The following is a 16,581-nucleotide window of genomic DNA, read 5'->3' on the forward strand; positions in this document are numbered from 1 at the left end:
GCAGGCGTCGAACGGATCGGCATCCGCGCCCAGGGCCCCAGTACGACCGGACACGCCTCTGAGCACGCACCAGCCCTTCGTGCTCAGCTCTCTTGTGGACGATCGCCGTGGAGCCCAGCCGATCCAGCGGCGCTTCCCCCGAGCGCGGTCGAAACCGCGTCGAGAACAGCTACCGCCCCCGCCTTGTCCAGCGGTTCGTTGCCGTTCCCGCACTTCGGCGACTGGACGCAGGACGGGCACCCAGCCGGGCAGTCGCAGGAAGCGATCGCTTCCCGCGTCGCGGCCAACCATGGGACCAATGCGGCATAACCGCGATCGGCGAATCCGGCCCCTCCCGGATGACCGTCGTGCACGAACACCGTTGCCTCCCCGGTGTCGGCATGCAATGCGGTGGAAACCCCGCCGATGTCCCATCGATCGCAGGTCGCGAACAGCGGCAGCAGACCGATCGCCGCGTGCTCGGCGGCATGCAGCGCGCCGGGGACGAGCGCCGGATCCAGCCCGGCGCCCCCCGGCGTGCTGCCCACCAACAGCTCGTCGCCGACCGTGTACCAGACCGCCCGGGTCAGCAGGGTCTGCGCGGGGAGGTCCAGCGGAACCTGGTCCAGCACCTCGCCGGAGGGCCGTTTTCGCAGGTAGCCGACGACCTGCGAGGTGACCTCCACCTCGCCGAGGCAAACCGTGACGCCGCGTCCGGTGTCGTGTCGCTCGATCGTCCGTAGCACCGAGATGTCCACGACGTTGCGCGGTGAGGTCGTCCAATCCGGGCTCTCCTGGTGCACCAGGGCGATTCCGGTCTCCAGGTCCAGCTCGTCCACCACGAAGGACTCGCCGCGGTGCAGGTACACCGCGCCGGGGTGCACAGTCCCGCAGGCCGAGTCCGGGTCCACGGTGCCGAGCATCCGCCCGGATTCGCCCTCCACGACGGCGATCGGGTGCCCACCGGCGCCCCGCAGTTCGACGTTCCGATGTGGACGCTCGCGGGAGGTCCAGAACCAGCCGTGCGGGCGCTTGCGCAGCACCCCGTCCGCGGTGAGCGCTTCCACGGCCCGGCGGGCGGGCTCGCCGCCGAAGACGTCGAAGGAGTCCTCGTCGAGCGGCAGCTCGGCGGCGGCGCAGGCCAGGTGCGGTTCGAGCACATATGGGTTGGTCGGGTCGAGCACCGTCGCCTCGACCGGCCGGTCGAGAACGGCGGGCGGGTGGTGCACCAGGTAGGTGTCCAGCGGATCGTCCCGCGCGACGAAGACCACCAGGGCGCCCTCGCCGTCCCGCCCGGCTCGTCCGGCCTGCTGCCAGAAGGACGCGAGGGTGCCGGGATACCCGGCGACCACGACGGCGTCGAGGCCGGAGATGTCGATGCCGAGCTCCAGCGCGTTGGTGGTGGCCACCGCGCGGAGCTCGCCCGACAGCAGGGAACGCTCCAGCTCGCGGCGGTCCTCGGGCAGGTACCCGCCGCGGTAGGCGGCGACCTTCTGGGCCAACGATTCGTCTACATCGGACAGCGCACGCTGCGCGGACAGCGCAGCCAGCTCCACCCCGCGCCGGGACCGGATGAACGCCAACGTCCGGGCGTCCTCGATGACCAGCTCGGTCATGATGCGCGCCGCCTCGGTGCCGGCCGCCCGGCGCACCGGAGCGCCGTTCTCGCCGATGATCTCGCCGAGCAGCGGCGGTTCCCAGAACGCGATCGTCCGGGCCCCGCGCGGCGATCCGTCGTCGGTCACGGCGCGGCAGGAGACACCGGTCAGGCGCGCGGCCAGCGATGCCGGGTCGGACACGGTCGCCGAGGCGAGCACGAAACCCGGATCCGCGCCGTAGTGCCGCGCGACGCGGCGCAGGCGGCGCAGCAGCAGCGCTACGTGCGAGCCGAACACTCCGCGGTAGGTGTGGCACTCGTCGACCACGATGTGGCTGAGGCGCCGGAAGAACCGCGCCCACCGGCCGTGACCGGGCAGCACGCCGTAATGCAGCATGTCCGGGTTGGTGAAGATCCATCGACCGTGCGTGCGCACCCAGTCCCGCTCCACCTGCGGGGTGTCGCCGTCGTAGCTCGCCGCCCGGACCTCCCGCATGCCGAGCTCGTCGATCGTGCGCAGCTGGTCGGCGCCGAGTGCTTTGGTGGGGGCAAGGTAGAGCGCGGTCGCCCGGTCGTCGTCGAGCAGCTTGGACAGCACCGGCAGCTGGTAGACCAGCGACTTGCCGGACGCGGTGCCGGTCGCGACCACCACGTTCTCGCCCGCCCAGACCGCTTCGGCTCCTTCGGCCTGGTGCACCCACGGCTCCCGCGCACCGCGGTCACGGAGCGCGTCCACCAGCCGCGGCGGGGCCCACTTCGGCCAGTCGGCGGTCCGTGCCGGGCGGGCCGGCAGGTGCTCGACGTGGCGCACCGGTGTTTCGTCGGCAGGTATGCCGGCTACGGCGCGGTCGAGCAACCGCCGCCCCTTGTCCTCGTCCGCTGCGCGCACAGAAGCGAGCCTTGCACAGTGCCGATCGCGTCCTCTGCACGCGTTCCCGGTTCCCGCTTCCGTGTCGGTATCGCTCGATCGGATGGTTCTTTCTGCAGTTTCGGCCCGCGACGCTGGCTGCGGCCGCGACACAGTGGACCGTCGGAGTCGTGTCCTCTACCTTATCTCACCCGATTGGGCCAAATCGAACTTTGCCCAATTGGGTGATCAAGTACCTATCTGAATCGATTTTTTAGTAACGGAACCCCACGTCGGGACGAGTTGCGTATCACACCGTGAGGTAAGCCACTCGTGGCCTGAATAGACTCCCGAGCCACGACGTCGCCACGGACGGCCAGCGGCAGATCACCGGCCGTACCGGGCGGGGCCGCCTACCGCGCATCGAATCCCGGTCGAGCTTTCCGGGTTCCGGTGCTGAACCGAGCACAACCCAGGAGGACGGATGTCCCTGCTCACCCCGGTCCAGCACGGCTGGGCCCAGGGCGCTGCACCACCGAGCTCGCATACCCGGATGGACCTCGCCCAGCAAGCCATCGGTATCGAACTCGGCGGCGCCGACTACGTCGTCGTCGGCGTGGTCATGGTGATCGCCCTGGCCGCCCTGGCCTTCGGCTACGTCCTGATCAAGGAGGTGCTGTCCGCCGGCCAAGGAACGGCCAAGATGCAGGACATCGCCAAGGGCGTCCAGGAAGGCGCGTCGGCCTACCTGAACCGGCAGTTCCGCACACTGGCGATCTTCGCGGTGATCGTGTTCCTGGTGCTGTTCGCGCTGCCCGCGGAGAGCACCGGCGAGATGATCGGCCGATCGATCTTCTTCCTGTTCGGCGCCGCTTTCTCGGCCACCATCGGCTACCTCGGCATGTGGCTGTCCACCCGTGCGAACGTCCGCGTCGCGGCGGCAGCCCGCGAGGCGGGTGAGGGGCGCGAGAAGGCGATGCGGGTCGCGTTCCGCACCGGCGGCGTGGTCGGCATGATCACCGTCGGCCTCGGCCTGTTCGGCGCCGCGCTGGTGGTGCTGGTCTACGCCGGCGGCGCCCCGCGCGTGCTGGAGGGCTTCGGCTTCGGCGCCGCCCTGCTGGCGATGTTCATGCGAGTCGGCGGCGGCATCTTCACCAAGGCCGCCGACGTGGGTGCCGACCTGGTCGGCAAGGTCGAGCAGAACATCCCGGAGGACGACCCGCGCAACGCCGCCACGATCGCCGACAACGTCGGGGACAACGTCGGCGACTGCGCCGGCATGGCGGCCGACCTGTTCGAGTCCTACGCGGTCACCCTGGTCGCCTCGCTGATCCTGGGCACCGCCGCGTTCGGCCTGCACGGCCTGCTGTTCCCGCTGATCGTGCCCGCCCTGGGTGTGATCACGGCGGTGATCGGCGTCTACATCACCAAGGCCCGCGCCGGCGAGAGCGCGCTGACCGCGATCAACCGATCGTTCTACATCTCGGCCGGCATCTCCGCGGTGCTCTGCGCTATCGCGGCGATGCTGTATCTGCCCAGTACGTTCGCCGAGCTCACCGGCGTCTCCGAGGGCATCCGGGCCACCAACGGCAGCCCGGCGCTGATCGCGCTGGTCGCGGTGATCATCGGCATCCTGCTCGCGGTGGTCATCCTCAAGCTCACCGGCTACTTCACCGCCACCGAGCACCGGCCGGTGCGCGACGTCGGCAAGTCGTCGCTGACCGGCGCGGCCACCGTGATCCTCTCCGGCCTCTCTGTGGGCTTCGAGTCCGCCGTGTACACCGCGCTGATCATCGGCGCGGCGGTGTTCGGCGCGTTCCTGCTGTCCGGGTCGCTGCCGGTGGCGCTGTTCGCCATCGCGCTGGCCGGCTGCGGTCTGTTGACCACCGTCGGCGTGATCGTCGCGATGGACACCTTCGGCCCGGTCAGCGACAACGCCCAGGGAATCGCCGAGATGTCCGGCGACGTCGAGGGCGAGGGCGCGAAGATCCTCACCGAGTTGGACGCCGTCGGCAACACCACCAAGGCGATCACCAAGGGCATCGCGATCGCGACGGCGGTGCTTGCCGCGACCGCGCTGTTCGGGTCCTACACGGACGCGATCGGCGTCGCGCTGGCCGATGTAGCCGGTCACCTCAGCGCCTCCGAGTTCTTCGTCTACGCGCCGAACGTGCTGGTGGGCGTGATCATCGGGGCGTCCGTGGTGTTCCTTTTCTCGGGCCTGGCGATCAACGCGGTGTCCCGCGCGGCCGGCGCCGTGGTCTACGAGGTGCGGCGGCAGTTCCGGGACAAGCCCGGGATCATGGACGGCTCGGAACGCCCCGAGTACGGCAAGGTCGTCGACATCTGCACCCGTGACTCGCTGCGCGAGCTGGCCACCCCTGGTCTGCTCGCGGTGCTGGCGCCGATCGCGGTCGGCTTCGGCCTGGGCGTCGGCCCGCTGGCGGGCTATCTCGCCGGTGCCATTGCCACCGGCACCCTGATGGCCATCTTCCTGGCCAACTCCGGTGGTGCCTGGGACAACGCGAAGAAGCTGGTCGAGGACGGCTACCACGGCGGCAAGGGCTCCGAGGCCCACTCCGCGACGGTCATCGGCGACACCGTCGGCGACCCGTTCAAGGACACCGCCGGTCCGGCGATCAACCCGCTGCTGAAGGTGATGAACCTGGTGTCGGTGCTGATCGCGCCGGCCGTGGTGACGTTCAGCGTGGGCGCGGGCGCGAACCAGGCGGTGGGGATCGGCATCGCGATCGTCGCGACCGCGGTGATCATCACCGCGGTCGTGGTCTCCAAGCGCCGCTCCACGGCGATCGCGGAGTCATCCCCGTCCGACGACAAGGCGGTCAACGGCGCGCCCTGACGCCGCGCCGATCGAGAAGGGCGCTGCCCCCGCGGGGGCAGCGCCCTTTCCGTGAGCTGGGTTTTCGGCGGGTAGCCGACCCCGGCTTCCGGCGTGCGGCGGCCGGTGGGGGAGAGTCGGGCGGCACGCCGAAGGCAACTCCGAACATTGCGAGGAGTGCGCATGAAGATCCGTTCGACGTCCATCGCGGTGCTGGCGGCCGTTCCGCTGGCGCTCGCCGGGTGCGCGGCAGGCCCCGCCCCGGCGCCGCCCCCGAAGGCCGCCGCCCCGAGCCCGGAGGGGGTTGCGTGGGTGGGCCGGATGTGCGGTCTGGTGGGCGGCTTCTCCGCTTCCCAGAAGCAGCTCCCGCCCGTGGACAAGACGAATACGGCCACGCTCAAGAAAACGGTGATCGAACGAATCGACTCGGCGGTGGGTTCCGCCGATGGCACCATCCAGGGCCTGAAGGGCCTGGGCCCGTCGCCGATCGCGGGCGCGGACCAGGTCAACGAGGGTTTCCAGCAGGGCTTCACGCAGGTCCGCGACCTCCTGCAGGGGGCGGGCGACAAGGCGAAGCAGATCGACCCGACCAACGAACAGCGGTTCCAGGAGGGCATGACCGGCCTGCAGCAGGAGCTGCAGAAGGGCCAGCAGCTGAACCTCCAGGACAAGCTGGAGCAGCTGGACCACAACGAGGAGCTCAAGACCGCCGCCGAGCAGGCGCCGGATTGCAAGCAGTTCTTCGCCCAGCCCCAGCAGCAACCCCCGGGCTGAGACCGGCCGCTGGGCTGGTTGGGTGCAGCGAACGGCCTGTTCACCTCGACTCGTGAAGCGAACGGGCCGTTCGCTGCAACTCGCAACCCCGATGCCGAGCCAGTTCGGCGGTGAACAAACCCGCTGACAGTTTCAATTCAAACTGCGGTAGAGCCTCGCGCATACGGATGGATGTGCTGGCCAAAGTCGAACTACCGTTCTAGCATGCGGGCCGTGGACCAGCTGTCCTTCTACTCGGCCGAGGCGCGGCAGCCAGACGTCGCCGACCTCGCGGGCATGCTGTGCGGCCCCGGGCAGGCGGTCGGCTTCGGCCGCGGCACCGCGGCCCGGCTGTCCGTGGTGGTCGACGCCGAATGGCGCGCCCGCTCCCTGGTCGCGGCCTGCGCCGAACGCGGCGTGGAAGCCGAGCTCGGCCGCTCCGATGAGGGCCGACCGCTGATCCGCACCGCCTTCCGTTCGGACCTCACCGGCCTCGCCGCGCGCTGGCTGCGCGGCGCCGTGAAATCCGTCCCGCCGGACTTCGTCCCGGACGGCGCTGCCCTCCGGATCTGGGCGCTGACCGCTGGCTACGGCGAGCCCACCGGCTACCGCCTCGGGCTCGATCCGCACGCGCCCGACACGCACGCGCCGCTGGCCGCGGCGCTGCTCGGCTGCGGCCTCCCGGCCAAGCCGGTCGGCCCGCGTGCCGGTGGCCCTGCGCTGCGCGTCGCCGGTCGTCGCCGGTTGGCCCGCCTCGCCGAGCTCGTCGGCCCAACTCCCGATGGTGCGATCGAGCGAACGTGGCCCCTGGTGTCCTGACCGGGTTGACGCACATCACGCCAGGTCACGCAACGGAACACCGGAGTCACCCGATACGTTCGTACAAGAAGATGTTGACGAGTCTTAGCGTGTTATGTGCAACCCTGTGCCTTCCCTGCGCGCTGCGAACTAGCGCACAAGGGGCACACTGAGGAACTTGTTGGGTAGCACCGGGTGCAGCGGAAGCCTCCGGAAGAAGAGAGCAGGTAAGCGTGGCTGGGTCGACACGGACGAAGAAGGCCGGCGGGAGGGCTTCGGGGTCCCCCAACGGGGCTGGCTCCGCGAGCCGGCGCTTGGTGATCGTCGAGTCGCCGGCGAAAGCCAAGAAGATCGCCTCCTACCTGGGCTCGAACTTCATCGTCGAGTCTTCTCGCGGGCACATCCGGGACCTGCCGAAGAACGCCAAGGACGTGCCCGAGAAGTACAAGGGGCAGGCGTGGGCCCGGCTGGGCGTCGACGTCGACAACGACTTCGAGCCGCTGTACCTGGTGAGCTCGGACAAGAAGTCGACGGTCACCGAGCTGAAGGACGCGCTCAAGCAGGTCGACGAGCTCTACCTCGCGACGGACGGTGACCGCGAGGGCGAGGCGATCGCCTGGCACCTGCTGGAGACGCTGAAGCCGAAGGTGCCGGTTCGCCGGATGGTGTTCCACGAGATCACCGAGTCGGCGATCCAGGCGGCCGCCGCCAACCCGCGCGACCTGGACCACGACCTGGTGGACGCGCAGGAGACCCGCCGCATCCTGGACCGGCTGTACGGCTACGAGGTCAGCCCGGTGCTGTGGAAGAAGGTCATGCCGAAGCTGTCGGCGGGCCGCGTGCAGTCGGTGGCGACCCGGATCGTGGTCGAGCGGGAGCGCGAGCGGATCAGGTTCGTCCCGGCCGAGTACTGGGACATCTCCGCGACGATGGATGCCGGCCCGGACGCCTCGCCGCGGCGCTTCGGCGCACGCCTGGTGAACGTGGACGGCGCGAAGTTGGCCACCGGCCGCGACTTCGGCCCGGACGGGCGGCTCAAGAACCCCGACACGCGGGTGCTGACCGAGCAGGAGGCCCGCAGCCTCGCCGCCGCGCTCACCGACGCGCAGCTGCACGTGTCCAGCGTCGAGGAGAAGCCGTACACGCGGAAGCCGTACGCGCCGTTCATGACCTCCACGCTGCAGCAGGAAGCCAGCCGAAAGCTGCGTTTCTCGGCCGACCGGACGATGCGCACGGCGCAGCGGTTGTACGAGAACGGTTACATCACGTACATGCGGACCGACTCGACGACGCTGTCCGAGACGGCGATCACGGCGGCGCGCAACCAGGCCCGCGACCTGTACGGCGAGCAGTACCTGCCGCCGCAGCCGCGCCAGTACAACCGCAAGGTCAAGAACGCCCAGGAGGCGCACGAGGCGATCCGCCCGGCGGGCGAGAGCTTCCGCACTCCGGGCGAGGTCGCGGCCGAGCTGCGTAACGACGTCGACGGCTACAAGCTCTACGAGCTGATCTGGCAGCGGACCATCGCCTCCCAGATGGCCGACGCGAAGGGCACCACGCTGTCGGTGCGCATCACCGGCACCGCCTCCAGCGGCGAGGAGTGCACCTTCGCCGCATCCGGCCGCACGATCACCTTCGCCGGATTCCTGAAGGCCTACGTCGAGGCGGTCGACTCGGAGGCCGGTGGGGTCGCCGACGACGCCGAGTCGCGGCTGCCACAGCTGGTGCAGGACCAGTCGGTCACCGCGCCGGAGCTGTCGCCGGACGGGCATACCACCAACCCGCCGCCGCGCTTCACCGAAGCCAGCCTGGTCAAGACGCTGGAAGAGCTGGGCATCGGCCGCCCGTCGACCTACGCGTCGATCATCAGCACCGTGCAGGAGCGCGGCTACGTGTGGAAGAAGGGCTCCGCCCTGGTCCCGTCGTGGATCGCCTTCGCCGTGGTCGGCCTGCTGGAGAAGCACTTCGGCCGGCTGGTGGACTACGACTTCACGGCCGCGCTGGAGGACGAACTGGACCGCATCGCCGAGGGGCGCCAGCAGCGCACCCGATGGCTGTCCGGGTTCTACTTCGGCGGCGACATCGGCCCGGAGGACTCGATCGGCCGGGCCGGCGGGCTGAAGAAGCTGGTCGGTTCCGGGGTCGAGGAGATCGATCCACGGGAGATCAACTCCATCCCGATGTTCAACGACGACGAGGACCGCACCGTCTACGTGCGGGTCGGCCGCTACGGCCCTTACCTGGAGCGGATGCTGGGCGACGGCTCGTCGCAGCGCGCGAACCTGCCGGACGACCTGCCGCCGGACGAGCTCACCGTGGAGATCGCGGAGAAGCTGTTCGCGACCCCGATGGAGGGCCGCAGCCTCGGCACCGACCCGGAGTCGGGGAACGAGGTGGTCGCGAAGGAAGGCCGGTTCGGGCCGTACGTCACCGAGATCCTGCCCGAGGGCAGCAAGGGCAAGCCCCGCACTGGCAGCCTGTTCAAGCACATGTCGCTGGACACCGTGAGGCTCGACGACGCGCTGAAGCTGCTGTCGCTGCCGCGCGTGGTGGGCAAGGACCCGGAGTCCGGCAACGAGATCACGGCGCAGAACGGCCGCTACGGCCCGTACCTGAAGAAGGGCACGGACTCGCGCTCGCTGGAGACCGAGGACCAGATCTTCTCGATCACGCTGGAGGAGGCGCTCAAGATCTACGAGCAGCCGAAGCAGCGGGGTCGGCGGGCGGCCGCGGCGCCGCTGCGGGAGCTCGGCGAGGCGCCGGACACCGGCAAGCCGCTGGTGATCAAGGATGGCCGGTTCGGTCCGTACGTCACGGACGGCGAGACCAACGCGTCGCTGCGCAAGGGCGATGACGTCGAGTCGTTGACCATGGACCGCGCGGTGGAACTGCTCGCGGAGCGGCGCGCCAAGGCCCCGGCGAAGAAGAAGGCGCCAGCCAAGAAGACCACCGCGGCGAAGAGCACGGCGGCGAAGAGCACGGCGGCGAAGAGCACGGCGGCGAAGAGCACGGCGGCGAAGAGCACGGCGGCCAAGAAGCGGGCGAGTTCCTCTTCGAAGTCGGCGTGATCCCGCCCTTCAGCTGATCCCGGGGCCGTGAGTCCTTTGGGTTGCCATCGGCATAGGCCGCCCAAAGACTCACGGCCCCGTTGGCGAACTGGCGGCGAGGCCGGTCGGTGCCGCCCCGTACAGTCTGGGTGTCCGCGAAGTACTGGAGGCGACGTGATGCAGACCGACGCTCCGGGGCAGCCGAAGACCGGCGTGTGGGCGGAGGTCGTCGGACAGCCCGACGCGGTGCAGACGCTGTTCGCCGCAGTGCGCGCCGCCCACCTCCTGGCGCGGGGTGAGCCGGTCCCGCCGGGATCGATGACGCACGCGTGGCTGTTCACCGGGCCGCCCGGATCGGGCCGCTCTACCGCCGCCCGGGCCTTCGCCGCGGCACTGCAGTGCTCGGACCCCGAGCAGCCGGGCTGCGGGCACTGCTCGGCGTGCCGGACGGTGCTGCACGGCACCCACGCGGACGTTCGGCTGGTGGTGCCGGAAGGCCTGTCGATCTCGGTTGCGGAGATGCGGGCGCTCGTGCAGGCCGCGGCGCGGCGGCCGACCACCGGCCAGTGGCGCATCGTGCTGATCGAAGACTCCGACCGGCTCACGGAAGGCGCCGCGAACGCCCTGCTCAAGGCGGTGGAGGAGCCGCCGCCGAGGACCGTGTTCCTGCTGTGCGCGCCGTCTGACCACCCGGAGGACGTGTCCGTCACGATCCGCTCCCGCTGCCGCGTCGTGCAGTTGCGCACGCCGTTGTCCGGCGCGATCGCCGAGGTGCTGCACGAGCGCGATGGAGTGGACGCGGAGCTCGCGCAGTGGGCGGCTTCGGTGTGTGGCGGCCACATCGGCCGGGCGCGGCGGCTGGCGACCGACGAGGAGGTGCGGGAGCGGCGCGAGTCGGTGTTGCGCATTCCGCTGGGGCTGCGCCGGTTCTCGGACGTGTTCACGGCGGCCACCGGGCTGGTGAAGCTGGCCGAGACGGAAGCGGTCACCGCGAACGAGGACCGCAACGAGGCCGAGAAGGAAGAGCTGAAGACCGCGATGGGCGCGGGCGGCACGGGCAAGGGCACGGCGGCGGCCACCCGCGGCGCGAACGCGGCGCTGAAGGAACTGGAGAAGCGCCAGAAGTCGCGCGCCACGCGCTCCCAGCGGGACGCGCTGGACCTGGCGTTGGTCGACCTGGCGGGTTTCTACCGGGACGTGCTGGTGACCCGCGCGGGCTCGACCGCCCCGCTGAACCACCCGGACTTCGAACGTTCGGTGGCGAAGGGGGCGGCGGAGTGGACGTCGGAGTCGGCGCTGCGCCGCCTCGACGCGGTCCTGGAGTGCCGCGAAGCCCTGACGCAGAACGTGAAGCCCATCATCGCGGTGGAAGCAATGCTAGCCGTCCTCTACACCGGATGACTCCACAGTGGACACGGATGTGTTCAGGCCGGTGAGGGTCCTTGAGTCTTTTGGGCGCTGTAGAGCCTGTTCGGAAACTCGTTTCGCGTAGTGGTGCGCCGTCGCTGGCTGGTCTCTAGCGAACGGCCTGTCCGCTTCGATAGGTGAAGTGAACGGTCCGTTCGTCGAACAACCGGACGCTGGCGACCTGGAACGTCGAGGTCGACTGCACGGCTTTGCCGGTCTGCCCGGGAGCGGAAAGCGAGCTGCACGTTGGAATGCGCGTGGACGGCGTCCGGCACATGCTGCAGCGAGCCCGACGGTGGGGCACGCGCTGAAGCGGCGGACTGCCCGCATCCGAGAACCTCCCGGTCACGTGTTAAGCATCACTGTGGATCCAACGAGTCGAAGGTGACGAGGTGGCGAAGGAAGTCGTCGCAGTGCGTCGGCCGAAGGTGGGGTCTTCCCGGAGTCAATCCCGGCCACCAGCGAAGACAAGCGCCGATCGGGCCAGCGCCAAGCAGTGGGGCCGTGAACGACGGCGAGGCCCGGCCCGCTACACTTGCTCATGCAACGCCGCCTTAGCTCAGTCGGCTAGAGCGACGCACTCGTAATGCGTAGGTCAAGGGTTCGATTCCCTTAGGCGGCTCGCTGGAAAGACCGCAGGATCACCCAGGTGACCTGCGGTTTTTCTTTTGCCCGAGGTGAGGTGGCGTGACGCAGCTTCCCTGCGAACGGTCTCTGCGTGCCCGATGCGTGCCGATCGGTACCGGTGCGCGTCCGTGGAACCAGCCGGACTGCTGCCTCGGCCGCCTCGCGGGCAACCTGCGGAAGCACGCTCGATGCCGCCGAGCGGTGCGCTCCGGCCGCGGCGGGTCGGGCACCAGGGTAAGGGGCGCCGATCAAGATGAGGAAGGACAGCGCGACCGCGCTCGGCCGGCAGCTCCGCGACGACATCGAGCCGCACCGCCGCCGTTGGTTTCGCCTGGCCAGGGCCCGTGAGTGGTTTAGGGCGTTCTAGCACCCGGAAGCGCTCACGGGCCCTCACCTGCGGGAACGCCGCCCTGGTTGCATGACAGCCGGTCATGCCATGCGCAAGTGTTGGCTGACGGATCGGGGTGGGTTGATGGATAGCGAGGACTTGCTGGCGTTCCTCGGCGCCGTGGGCCATGCGCAGCGCCGGCGCGTCATCGCCGAGCTCGCCGACGGGCGGTTGTACGTCAGCGAGCTCCACCGCCACGCTCTACCTGGCCGCCGACGCGATCTTCTTCTCGCTGGCCACCGGCACGATCACCGTCGTGCTGGTCGCGTGGCCAGATGGTGCTGGAAGACACCGCCGGGCAGACCGTCCGTCTCCCCGACTACCAGGGCAAGCCTTCGCGGCGATCCCGAAGCCCTCACCCTGTCCCCGCGCGACTGGGAAGACTCGTGAGCGGCGCTGCCGGTAAGAACCGGAACGGCCACTCACGACGGTCAGCCGGAGACTGCTCGCAGGCCGCCGGGGTGGCGCCCGTCGAGGCGGTCCAGCGCTGCCGCGGTCGAGTCGTCGGCGGGCAGGTAGATGATCAGGCGCTGGTCGTCGGTGCCCGAAACCTCCAGGACCTCGAAACCCAGCCGCAGCTCGCCGACCTCAGGATGCACCCAGCGCTCCACTCCGGTGCGCTCCGGAACGACCTGCTGTGCCTCGAACCGGCTGGTGAACGGGGCTCCGGCGGCGGCGCTCAGCTCCTCGACGAGGCCCGCGGAATGCGGGTCGTCGCAGTGGAAACCGAGCTTGAGGAAGTTGACCTGGGCGTCGGCGATGCGTGCCCACTCGGGGTGCGCAGTGCGCGCGCGGTCGTCCGTGAACACGAAGCGCACCAGGTTGGGCCGCTCGGCGTCCAGGACCCCGACCGGGCCCGCCAGTCGCTGGTAGCCGTCCGTGCGGGCGAGGACGTCGCCGATCCGGTTGACCACCAGCGCCGGACTCGGCTCGAGCCGCTGGAGGATCGCCTGCACACCTTCGCGAACCGTCCGCACCGGCGGCTCGGCGACCCGCGGGCACAGCGCGCTCGGCTTGTTCGTGCCCAGGATCAGCCACAACTGCGCGCGCTCCTCGGAGGACAGCCGCAGAGCGTCGACGAGGGCACCCAGCACCTCGGAGGACGGGTGGCGGTCCCGGCCCTGCTCCAGCCGGGTGAGGTATTCGACGCTGATCCCGGCGAGCATCGCCAGCTCCGTGCGCCGCAGCCCGGGCGTGCGCCGTCGCGGTCCGGTGGGCAGCCCCACCTCGGTGGGCGTGATGGCTTCCCGACGGGCGCGCAGGAAGGCCCCGAATTCGTTGTCGCGCACGACAGGAACTTACCTGCTGGGGACGCGCTTGTGGGTGGCCCTGCGAGGGCCAGCCTCAGCGCGGTCTCCCTCCGGTGCGGCGTAACCGCGAGGTTGGTGCCATGACCACTGAAACGACCGCACTCCAGCTGACCGCCGGCCGCTGGGCCCTCGACCCGTTCCACTCCTCGGTTGGCTTCTCGATCCGGCACCTGGGAGTGTCGAAGGTGCGGGGCCGCTTCGCCGAGGTCGACGCCGAACTCGTGGTGGGCGAGACCCTCGACGACAGCACGATCACCGCCACCGTCGCCATCGCGTCCATCGACACCGGAAACGCCGACCGCGACGCGCACGTCCTCGCCCCGGACCTGCTCGACGCCGAGAAGCGCCCGACCATGACCTTCCGCTCGACCCGGCTGCGCGGCGAAGGCGAGGACTGGTCCCTCGAAGGCGAGCTGACCATCGGAGAGGTGACCAAGCCGATCACCTTCGAGGTCGAGTTCGGCGGGGTCGGGGACGTCTTCGACGGAAGCCGCCACGCCGGCTTCGAGGCGACGGGCGAGATCCGCCGAAGCGATTACGGCATCAACTTCGGCGCGGGTGAAGCCCTGCTCGGCAACGTGGTGAAGATCCAGCTCGACGTCCAGTTCGTCGAACCGAAGTGACGAGGTCGCGGGGCCGTGAGCCCTTTGGGTTGCTGTCTCAGCCTCTTGCTATAGCAGCCCGAAAGCGCTCACGGTCCCGTTGCCGCGTCAGACGTTCTTCAGGGCTTGGGCGAAGTCGGCGATCGGGCGCTCGATCCGGCGAGCGCGCCGTGCGGCCTCGCCGTCATCCTGAGAACCCTTCCGCCGGTTTGGAAGCACTCGATCGATGGCTGGTGAGGGCCATCCGTGACTTAGCAAGAGGGCACGGGCGCCCCTCGCTCTTGGTCTGATCGGGTGATTACCGGTCGAGTGGTGTGCGGATCAGGGAGGTGACATCGGCGGCTCGGCCGCGTCCGACACCCTCCGTGATGGCTGGAAAGGGTTTCGGGTTCGGCCCACGCGCGGTTCACTGAGAATCGTGACCACTGTGGACCGTGCGTGTCCGTGGCGGACCTCCCGACACCTGTGCGCGGGACGCGGCGAATTGTCGGCACGTCATTCCATTGAGCCAATTCCGAAATGCATTCCCGGTGCGGTTCGGCTGCAATCTTGCCGAACCGCCCAGACGCCGGTTTCGGAATCCCCGGCGTCCGAACGCGGAATTCGGCCCGGCCGTCGCGCGAATAACCGCGGACGGCGGGAGGAGTGGAAACGCGATGGCAATACGACATAATACGGTGATCGCCGGACTGGTCGGACTGGTCGTGGGCAGCGTGCTCGGCGCCGCTGGTGCCCTGGCCGCCCCGGCTGTGCAGGATGACCAATCGAAACCCCCGGCGATCGGCCTGAGATTCGCCGCTGGCCTCGCCGCGAAGCTGCCCACCAAGTCCGATCCACCTGCTGCTCCGGTAGCTGACTGGGTGTCGCCGGCGGATGGCGAGATCAGCAGCGGCTTCGGTGGGCGCTGGGGCGAGATGCACAACGGTGTCGACATCGCCAACGACATCGGCACCCCGATCCGAGCGGCGTCGGAGGGTATCGTCATAGATTCCGGTCCGGCGAGCGGTTATGGCATGTGGATCAGAATTGCGCACCGCGCCGACGTCGTTTCGATTTACGGGCACATCGACGAGGACTTCGTCTCGGTCGGACAACAGGTTCGGGCCGGGCAGTTGATCGCGACGATGGGCGATCGCGGCGAATCGACCGGGCCACACTTGCACTTCCAGATCGAGGTGGCCGGGCGGCCGGTGGATCCGGAGGAGCTCTACCGCGACGCGAACGCCGAGTTGACGGATCGGTAAGCCTTTCGTGCGTTCTCGACGGCGTGTCGACGCCCGATTGGTGGACCCGGTTGACCCGTCCGCGGGCGGCGCTGCCAGAGTGGCAGACCCCCGGAAACCGCCAAACGATGTCCGGCGTGCACCACTGGCTGTTATCACTGCCCGTTATCGAACGTGAGCGGCGTGCGAACCCAGCAGCGATCACCCGGCGTATCCGGGGTGGACCGATCGGCCGAGCAGATCATCACCCTCCCGGCCGATTGTCGTGGTGCTCCGGGAGCTACTTCGATCGCATTAACGCGCCTGGAAGGATTCGATGTGATGGAGCGAGTGGATGCGGCCGGGATCGTCGGCGGTGGAGTGCTTGCCGGGGATCGCCAGCCGCCGGACTGGGAACGCCGGATCGCCGAGCGGTCTGAGCAGCACTACCGCGCGCGGTTGGTGCAGCGGCTCCTGGTTGCCTGGGCGGTGCCGGGCAACCTGTTGCTGATCGGCTCCGCCGCGATGGCGTTGTCGTTATGGGTGTCCGCGATACCGGCGGGGGTGGTTTTCGCCCTGGCCGTGGCATCGATGGCCCTGTCGGGGAGGTTCGTCTACCAGCAGCACTTTAAGGTTCGCGCGGTGGAGTCAGAACTGCGCGCGCTCGAATGCGCGTACCGCGAGAACATGCTGGATGAACTGGGGTCCGGGGATTTGCTGGGTTTGCACAAGCGCTACCGGGCGCAGCTGCCGGATCTCGTCGAGCGCTACCGGGGCGAGGCCCGGCGGGACCGCTCGAAGGACAACGTCCTGCAGGCGGTGGTCATCGGCGGCTCGATCATCGCCGCGACGGTGACGGCGGTATCGGTGTCCGTTGTGGACGTTCGGGGGGTCGCGGTGGCGTTGTGCCTGGTCGTCGCGGTGGCCGCGGCGTTCGCCGGGCACGCCAAATACCGGTACCGGGCGGTCGCGTGCCAGCAGGCCGCCGACGCGTTGGACCGCGAGTACGAGTCGGTGGAGCTGCGGGTCGGTCGGTACCGCCGGTTCGACAGCGAGCACGAGGCCTATGCGGAATTCGCCGACGCGGTCGAGTCGCTGCGAGCCGAACAGGTGCGCCGCTTGCCCTCAACCGCAGCGGACGGGATCGGTCAGTAATCACTCCCATGTCGCGCTTCACGAAAGCGT

Annotated in this window: 11 protein-coding genes and 1 tRNA gene; 10 read left to right on the forward strand and 2 right to left on the reverse strand. The window is 69.5% G+C overall.

Annotated elements, in window-relative coordinates:
* Positions 1-83 precede the first annotated feature (83 nt).
* Entirely contained in the window at positions 84-2,465 is a 2,382-nt protein-coding gene (locus tag FDZ84_RS13680; RefSeq protein WP_168586204.1) for a DEAD/DEAH box helicase, read from the reverse strand.
* A gap of 511 nt (positions 2,466-2,976) precedes the next feature.
* On the opposite strand from FDZ84_RS13680, the gene FDZ84_RS13685 reads away from it, so the two are divergent.
* The 7 genes from FDZ84_RS13685 to FDZ84_RS37780 all read left to right on the forward strand — a co-directional run bounded on the left by FDZ84_RS13685 (position 2,977) and on the right by FDZ84_RS37780 (position 12,672).
* On the forward strand, positions 2,977-5,283 hold the full coding sequence (locus FDZ84_RS13685; RefSeq protein WP_210435697.1) for a sodium-translocating pyrophosphatase: 2,307 nt from the start codon (positions 2,977-2,979) through the stop codon (positions 5,281-5,283).
* Positions 5,284-5,445: 162 nt separating this feature from the next.
* Positions 5,446-6,036: a hypothetical protein gene (locus FDZ84_RS13690; protein ID WP_168586206.1), complete on the forward strand. Its 591-nt coding sequence runs from the start codon at positions 5,446-5,448 to the stop codon at positions 6,034-6,036.
* Positions 6,037-6,240: 204 nt separating this feature from the next.
* A complete protein-coding gene (locus FDZ84_RS13695) occupies positions 6,241-6,834 on the forward strand; it encodes a hypothetical protein (protein ID WP_210435555.1) in 594 nt (197 codons plus the stop codon).
* A 212-nt stretch (positions 6,835-7,046) separates the two neighbouring features.
* The gene (topA, locus tag FDZ84_RS13700; RefSeq protein ID WP_210435556.1) at positions 7,047-9,881 is read left to right on the forward strand and encodes a type I DNA topoisomerase; all 2,835 of its coding nucleotides are present in this window, start codon (positions 7,047-7,049) and stop codon (positions 9,879-9,881) included.
* A gap of 156 nt (positions 9,882-10,037) precedes the next feature.
* Positions 10,038-11,261: a DNA polymerase III subunit delta' gene (locus FDZ84_RS13705; protein ID WP_168590045.1), complete on the forward strand. Its 1,224-nt coding sequence runs from the start codon at positions 10,038-10,040 to the stop codon at positions 11,259-11,261.
* Between the two features lie 554 nt (positions 11,262-11,815).
* Positions 11,816-11,889, forward strand: a tRNA-Thr gene (locus tag FDZ84_RS13710).
* A 477-nt stretch (positions 11,890-12,366) separates the two neighbouring features.
* Positions 12,367-12,672 carry a hypothetical protein gene (locus FDZ84_RS37780; protein ID WP_210435557.1) on the forward strand — a complete coding sequence of 102 codons (306 nt, stop codon included), beginning with the start codon at positions 12,367-12,369 and terminating at the stop codon, positions 12,670-12,672.
* Positions 12,673-12,713: 41 nt separating this feature from the next.
* On the opposite strand, the gene FDZ84_RS13720 is transcribed toward FDZ84_RS37780, so the two are convergent.
* Positions 12,714-13,571, reverse strand: a complete 858-nt coding sequence (locus FDZ84_RS13720; protein WP_168586207.1) for a helix-turn-helix transcriptional regulator — start codon at positions 13,569-13,571, stop codon at positions 12,714-12,716.
* 101 nt (positions 13,572-13,672) lie between these two features.
* Here FDZ84_RS13720 and FDZ84_RS13725 point away from each other — a divergent pair, with 101 nt between their 5' ends.
* From FDZ84_RS13725 to FDZ84_RS13735, 3 genes are all read left to right on the forward strand, one after another.
* On the forward strand, positions 13,673-14,215 hold the full coding sequence (locus tag FDZ84_RS13725) for a YceI family protein (protein ID WP_168586208.1): 543 nt from the start codon (positions 13,673-13,675) through the stop codon (positions 14,213-14,215).
* Positions 14,216-14,850: 635 nt separating this feature from the next.
* A complete protein-coding gene (locus tag FDZ84_RS13730; RefSeq protein WP_168586209.1) occupies positions 14,851-15,438 on the forward strand; it encodes a M23 family metallopeptidase in 588 nt (195 codons plus the stop codon).
* Between the two features lie 300 nt (positions 15,439-15,738).
* Positions 15,739-16,551 carry an SLATT domain-containing protein gene (locus tag FDZ84_RS13735; protein WP_168586210.1) on the forward strand — a complete coding sequence of 271 codons (813 nt, stop codon included), beginning with the start codon at positions 15,739-15,741 and terminating at the stop codon, positions 16,549-16,551.
* Positions 16,552-16,581: the final 30 nt, after the last annotated feature.

Origin of the sequence: Saccharopolyspora sp. ASAGF58, from assembly GCF_012277335.1 — a bacterium.
Taxonomy (GTDB): domain Bacteria; phylum Actinomycetota; class Actinomycetes; order Mycobacteriales; family Pseudonocardiaceae; genus Saccharopolyspora; species Saccharopolyspora hattusasensis.

Coding starts and splice junctions, on each gene's coding strand:
- FDZ84_RS37780 (WP_210435557.1), top strand. CDS start 12,367: ATGGATAGCGAGGACTTGCTGGCGTTCCTCGGCGCCGTGGGCCATGCG.
- FDZ84_RS13690 (WP_168586206.1), top strand. CDS start 5,446: ATGAAGATCCGTTCGACGTCCATCGCGGTGCTGGCGGCCGTTCCGCTG.
- FDZ84_RS13695 (WP_210435555.1), top strand. CDS start 6,241: ATGCGGGCCGTGGACCAGCTGTCCTTCTACTCGGCCGAGGCGCGGCAG.
- FDZ84_RS13730 (WP_168586209.1), top strand. CDS start 14,851: ATGGCAATACGACATAATACGGTGATCGCCGGACTGGTCGGACTGGTC.
- FDZ84_RS13725 (WP_168586208.1), top strand. CDS start 13,673: ATGACCACTGAAACGACCGCACTCCAGCTGACCGCCGGCCGCTGGGCC.
- FDZ84_RS13685 (WP_210435697.1), top strand. CDS start 2,977: ATGGACCTCGCCCAGCAAGCCATCGGTATCGAACTCGGCGGCGCCGAC.
- FDZ84_RS13735 (WP_168586210.1), top strand. CDS start 15,739: ATGGAGCGAGTGGATGCGGCCGGGATCGTCGGCGGTGGAGTGCTTGCC.
- FDZ84_RS13705 (WP_168590045.1), top strand. CDS start 10,038: ATGCAGACCGACGCTCCGGGGCAGCCGAAGACCGGCGTGTGGGCGGAG.